The 5,165-nt window shown below is 67.6% G+C and carries 7 protein-coding genes; 1 reads left to right on the top strand and 6 read right to left on the bottom strand.

All coding sequences use genetic code 11. The features are described 5' to 3' along the window. The 5 genes from JHC79_RS10555 to JHC79_RS10535 all read right to left on the bottom strand — a co-directional run. Positions 1-767, bottom strand: a 767-nt coding sequence (locus JHC79_RS10555) for an MFS transporter (RefSeq protein ID WP_296390409.1), incomplete at its 3' end; no start/stop codon positions are given. Continuing rightward, positions 764-1,480: a tRNA-dependent cyclodipeptide synthase gene (locus JHC79_RS10550; protein ID WP_296390407.1), complete on the bottom strand. Its 717-nt coding sequence runs from the start codon at positions 1,478-1,480 to the stop codon at positions 764-766. The genes JHC79_RS10550 and JHC79_RS10555, both read right to left, overlap by 4 nt. Position 1,481: 1 nt before the next feature. Further along, the gene (locus tag JHC79_RS10545) at positions 1,482-2,318 is read right to left on the bottom strand and encodes a 2OG-Fe(II) oxygenase (protein WP_296390405.1); all 837 of its coding nucleotides are present in this window, start codon (positions 2,316-2,318) and stop codon (positions 1,482-1,484) included. Between the two features lie 175 nt (positions 2,319-2,493). After that, positions 2,494-2,931: a DUF5313 family protein gene (locus tag JHC79_RS10540; protein WP_296390403.1), complete on the bottom strand. Its 438-nt coding sequence runs from the start codon at positions 2,929-2,931 to the stop codon at positions 2,494-2,496. Then, positions 2,928-3,413, bottom strand: a complete 486-nt coding sequence (locus tag JHC79_RS10535) for a MarR family transcriptional regulator (RefSeq protein WP_296390401.1) — start codon at positions 3,411-3,413, stop codon at positions 2,928-2,930. Before JHC79_RS10535 ends, JHC79_RS10540 begins: the two co-directional genes overlap by 4 nt. Positions 3,414-3,556: 143 nt before the next feature. Between JHC79_RS10535 and JHC79_RS10530 the strand changes: the two genes are divergently transcribed. Further along, positions 3,557-4,216: a GPR1/FUN34/YaaH family transporter gene (locus tag JHC79_RS10530; RefSeq protein WP_296390399.1), complete on the top strand. Its 660-nt coding sequence runs from the start codon at positions 3,557-3,559 to the stop codon at positions 4,214-4,216. 68 nt (positions 4,217-4,284) lie between these two features. On the opposite strand, the gene JHC79_RS10525 is transcribed toward JHC79_RS10530, so the two are convergent. Then, positions 4,285-5,163, bottom strand: a complete 879-nt coding sequence (locus JHC79_RS10525; protein WP_296390397.1) for an aldo/keto reductase — start codon at positions 5,161-5,163, stop codon at positions 4,285-4,287. Between the last annotated feature and the right edge of the window lie 2 nt (positions 5,164-5,165).

The raw sequence follows: 5,165 nt of genomic DNA, 5'->3' as shown, positions 1-5,165 counted from the left end.
ACCACGACGGTGAGCGCGAGGCCACCGAGGAACACCACCGCAGAGGCCAGGACGGAAAGCGACAGCCACCCGGCGATGTCGCCGAGCACCGGTACCCCGATGCCCGCAACGACCGTGACCGCGAGAGCCACCTGTCCCGCCCAGTCCGATCCTGTCGAGGTCTCCGCCCGGGATTCGTCGACGGCGATGACGATGGCCACCAGAGCCAGCAGTCCGAGCGGGAGATTGACCCAGAAGATCGCGGGCCAGCCCCACGTGGGCACCAGCAGTGCGCCGAGCACCGGGCCGGCGGCCAGGCCGACCCCGTTGATCGCGTAGAGCAATCCGATCGCCCGGCCGCGTTCCCCCTCGCCGAACAGTGATTCCACAAGGGTGGACGTGGAGGTGTAGAGGGTGGCGGTCGCGGCGCCCTGGAAGAACCGCGCGATCACCAGGGCTGCGATGGTCCCGGCCAGCGCGGCGCCCACCGACGCGACGACGAACAGGCTCAGTCCGATCAGCAGCACCTTCTTGCGTCCGTACCGGTCGGCCAACCGGCCCGCGGTGACCATGAACATCGCCAGGGCCATCAGGAAGACGCCCAGCGTCAGTTGTGATGTCGCGACGTCGGTGTCGAGGCCGCGCGTGATCTCCGGTAGCGCGGTGGTCACGATCGTGAGGTCGATACACCCCAGGAAGGACGCGACCGCGAGGCCTCCGAAGCCGAGCCATCGTCGTCGGGTGCCGGTGTCGTCGACGGTGGTGTCGTGGTGTTCCAGAGTGCTCACGGGCGGGCCGACTTTCGTTTCTTGAAGCGCAGTGGGAGCCACTGCACGCGGTCGGGGTGGCTGGGCTCGACGAACAGTTCACGGGTTCGGCCCATCGCCGCGCTGATCTTCTGCGGGTAGATGACGAAGTCGAAACCCTCGCGCGCCCACAGCGGCATGATGATCGGGCATTCCTCGAAGAGGTACGTGCGGCAGCGGTTGCGGAGCTCGTCCTCGTCGATCAGGTTGCCCGACGCGCGACGTCGTTCGATGAACCGGTCGACGGTGGTGTCGATGGCGTCGCGGTAGGCCGCGTCGGTGGAGTAGGCGCCCTCGACGCTGTCGTAGAGGTCGCCGTAGTCCGGGCTGGCCAGCGAGTAGTCCCACCGTGCGACGGCGTGCGGGCAGTCGAGTTGATCGAGGTAGGACTGATTGCGCTCGATCCACTCGGTGCCCTCGCGGAAGGCGCGTCGGTGCCGCTCGCGCGCGTCACCCTCGCCGTAGTTGTGGCGTTGCAGGGTGTCGGCCACCGACACCGACACCCGACCGAAGTCGGAACGGTTGATGAGATCGATGGTGGCGCCGAGCTTCTCGCCCTCGTGGTAGTCGGCTCCGACGCTCACGAGCAGGATGGCCGAGGCCCCGGTCGAGGCGATCGGGGCGCCGCTGACGTCGAAGGCCGCCTTGTGTGAGGCCGAGGCGAGCGGCCGGGTCTCGTTCAGCGATGTCGTCATGTCAGCTCCACACCACCAGTGGGGAATCGGCGGACACGAGGCCGATGAACAGGCCGATGGTGATCCGGGGCCGGTCCTGCGACGGTGCCACGGCGTGGATGCGCCGCGGGTCGATGAAGATGGCCTCGCCGGGCTTCGGGCGCACCACCCACCGCGGGTCGCCGACGGTCGCGCGGTCCACCCCGTAGGTGCGGTCGCCGATGCGGCCGCGATAGTCGTCCTCGTCCGGGTACTCGTCCCAGATCTCGAGCTCACCACCCGCATCGGGGACATCGAGGTAGACGTTCACCGACAACTGACGCGACACGTCCAGGCCCAGCTCGGGCGGGAGATTGCGAGAGATGTTGTCGGTGTGCGGTTCCAGATCGACCCCGCCCTGCTGGTAGCGGGCGACGCCGGCGAAGAACGGACGCCCGTCGTGTCGCAACAGCGTGGATCCGGTCGGCCACACGTCGTCGAGGAGCAGGCGGATCGCGTCGGCAGGGTAGAGGTGGGGCGCGGCGCGCGCGCGCAGGGCGTTCAGATTGGCGATGGCGTCGGCGAAGTAGCGCTCGCGGTCGTCGGCATCGGTGGTCTCGGAGAACGCGTGACCGATCCGGCGGAAGCGGGCGTCGGTGGCGAGCGGACCGTGATCGGTGCGGCCGACGAAGCTCGTCCGGACGTGGGCCAGGGTGCTCGGGTCGAGGAAGTCGGTGATTCGCACCGCGGGTGCGTCACCGTCGAGCAGGGCCTGCAGGTCGGCCGCGGCGAAGGCGGTTCGGGTGGTCGAGATCAGGTCGTCGGGGCGGGGGCGGTTCCTGTGATGTCGCTCGTGGACTGCAATTGTGCTGGCGGACATGCCATTCTCCAACTCGGTCGCGTGTCTGGGCTGGTACGACACAGATGGTGCCGATTCGGACCATCCCGGCATACCTTTGCGGCCTTGCTGATTATTTAGCGACACTATGCTTACCGCCTGGGAGCGCTCCGCGCTCCGCTTCTGCGGTCGCGCTCCGCTTGCAGGCGGAGCGCGACTAGGAAAGCGGAGCGCGTGGAGGGCGTGAGTTGCTGTGCGGCAGCTGCCCCGGGGAGGTGTGACGGACGGTCCCGTAGATCGCCTCGTACCGCTTCTGGTCGTCGTCCTTCTCCTGCTGCTGACGCGCCGGCCGGAGATCGGGGTCCAACCCGTGCTTCTCCAGGCGGTGTCGCCGGTTCTGTCCCATGTACGCGGCCGAGTAGATGAGCGCGAGACTCAGACCGAGCGCGACCATCTCGGCGCGCAGCCACCACGGTCCGGGGATCAGCATGAACACCACGAAGATCGGGACGAACGGCACCATTCCGCGGATGAGGTGCCTGCCGAACGCATGTCGACCGGTCAGATCGTTGCGGACCCACTCACGCAGGTCGTCGGGCAGACGTCGGCCGAAGGCGTACGCGATCCACTGAGCAATGTTCGGGCGCTTGTTCATTGACTGTCCTTCGTCGACGTGATGGCCGCGTCGCGGGCCGCGGCGTTGATCCGCCACAGCACTGAACGCAGTTCCTCGAGGTCCGCCAGCGACACCCCCAGCGCGGCGACGACCGCCGGCGGGATGTCCAGTGCGCGTTCGCGCAGTGCCCGGCCGGCTGACGTCAGTTCGACGTCGAGTTGCCGTTCGTCGGTGACCGAGCGTTCGCGGGTGATCAGGTCGGCCTTCTCCAGGCGCTTCAGCAGCGGCGACAGCGTCGCCGAGTCGAGCATCAGGACGTCGCCGATGGACCGCACCGACCGGGGGGACTGCTCCCACAGGGCCAGCATCACCAGGTACTGCGGATGGGTGAGGCCCAACGGTTCGAGGAGCGGTCGGTAGATGGTCAGGACGGTCCGGTTGGTCACCGCGAGCGCAAAACACACCTGCCGGTCGAGCTGCAGCAGGTCTGCGGAGGCGGAGGCGCGAGGTGGCGAGGTCATAAAATAGATAGTACACGATTGAATAGCACACGATCTATATGTCGAGCCGCGCTTCGGATGTCTGTTCGCACCTGAGTGATCGCAAACCTGGGTCGGTGGGCGGCAGGTCGACATGATGGCCGCATGTCCTTCGAAAGGTGCTCATGACCGCCATCTCCGACCGACCCACCGATGTGTCGGCGCCCCCTCTGGACGCGACCGACGCGATCGCCGTCGCCGGCGCCGACGCGGCGACCCCGGAGGGAAACCCCGGTCTCATCGCATTGCCCCTGATCATCGCCGGCGCGCTCGGTCTCGGCTTCACCAACACCGGGATCGTCGACAGCGGTGCCGCGGCGGTTCCGATCCTGTTGTCCGCCACAGCTGTCGGTCTGCTGCTGGCGACGATCTGGGCGGCGGCGCTACGCCAGAACGTCAACGCCACCGTCTACGCGGTGTTCTTCGGGTTCTACGGCAGCTACGCGGTGCTCTCGATCGGCCAGACGCACAACTGGTTCGGCATACCGTCGTCCGGCGCCCAGGAGACGACGGCGTTGTGGCTGGGCAGTTGGCTGGTGACCATCACATTGCTGACCGTGCTGCTGGTGCGTCTGCCGTGGACCTATCCCGCACTCCTCGCGGTCGTCGACGTGGCGCTCGCGCTGTTGCTGATCGGCACCGTCGCCGACAGTCGACTCGCGACGCAGGCCGGTGGCGTCTTCGTCTTCGGGTTCGTCGCCTTCGTCGTCTACTACTACGCGGCGGCGCTGTGGGAGGAGACCGGCGGGCGGGCACTTCCGCTGGGCAAACCGCTTGTTTCGTAACGCTTGACGCCTCGACGCACAACGCCCCGTCCGACACGGACGGGGCGCTGTGTTCTGGGGCGGGGAGGTCAGGCGCCGACCTTCGACAGTTCGTCGAATTCGGCGTCGGTCAGCACGACGGTGGCACCGGCGAGGTTGTCCTCGAGGTGCTCGACACTCGACGTCCCGGGGATCGGCAGCACGACCGGCGACCGCTTGAGCAGCCATGCCAGCGCGAGCTGCGACGGCGACACCTCGTGCTGCTTCGCCAGTTCGGTCAGCGGGCTGCCCTCGCCGGTGAGCTTTCCGGTGGCGAGCGGGAACCACGGGATGAACCCGACGCCGTTCTCGGTGGCCCAGTCCAGCAGATCCTCCGACGACCGATCGGTGAGGTTGTAGAGGTTCTGCACCGAGGCGATCGTCGCGACCTCCTGTGCGGCCTTGGCCTCGTCGACCGACACCTGGCTCAGGCCGATGTGGCGGATCTTGCCCTCGTCCTGAAGCTTCTTGAGCTCGCCCACCTGGTCTTCGAGGGGGACATCGGGGTCGATGCGGTGGAGCTGGAACAGGTCGATGCGGTCCACTCCGAGCTTGCGCAGGCTCAACTCGGCCTGCTGACGCAGGTAGGCGGGCCGTCCCACCGGCGTCCACTCGCCGGGGCCCTGACGGGTCAGGCCGGCCTTCGTGGCGATGACGATGTCGTCTGCGTACGGGTGCAGGGCCTCGAACAACAGGTTCTCGGCGACGTCGGGGCCGTAACTGTCGGCCGTGTCGAAGAAGTTGACGCCGAGCTCAGCAGCGCGGCTGATCACCTTCAGTGCCGCCGGTCGGTCGTCGGGGTCGCCCCAGACACCCTCACCGGGGAGCTGCATCGTCCCGAAACCGAGACGGTTGATCTCCAGGTCACCGCCGAGACGGAAGGTGGGTGCGGCGTCTGCGGATGTGTTCGTGTCTGTGCTCGAGGTCATAC

Source organism: Williamsia sp., from assembly GCF_016462415.1.
Classification (GTDB): domain Bacteria; phylum Actinomycetota; class Actinomycetes; order Mycobacteriales; family Mycobacteriaceae; genus Williamsia_A.
Note: the sequence above shows the minus strand (reverse complement) of the source record. Positions and strands in the feature narration are given on the sequence as shown.

What these genes read in the sequence shown, in the direction of transcription:
- JHC79_RS10540 (WP_296390403.1), bottom strand. Translation starts at nt 2,931, where the DNA reads ATGAACAAGCGCCCGAACATTGCTCAGTGGATCGCGTACGCCTTCGGC.
- JHC79_RS10535 (WP_296390401.1), bottom strand. Translation starts at nt 3,413, where the DNA reads ATGACCTCGCCACCTCGCGCCTCCGCCTCCGCAGACCTGCTGCAGCTC.
- JHC79_RS10530 (WP_296390399.1), top strand. Translation starts at nt 3,557, where the DNA reads ATGACCGCCATCTCCGACCGACCCACCGATGTGTCGGCGCCCCCTCTG.
- JHC79_RS10550 (WP_296390407.1), bottom strand. Translation starts at nt 1,480, where the DNA reads ATGACGACATCGCTGAACGAGACCCGGCCGCTCGCCTCGGCCTCACAC.
- JHC79_RS10525 (WP_296390397.1), bottom strand. Translation starts at nt 5,163, where the DNA reads ATGACCTCGAGCACAGACACGAACACATCCGCAGACGCCGCACCCACC.
- JHC79_RS10545 (WP_296390405.1), bottom strand. Translation starts at nt 2,318, where the DNA reads ATGTCCGCCAGCACAATTGCAGTCCACGAGCGACATCACAGGAACCGC.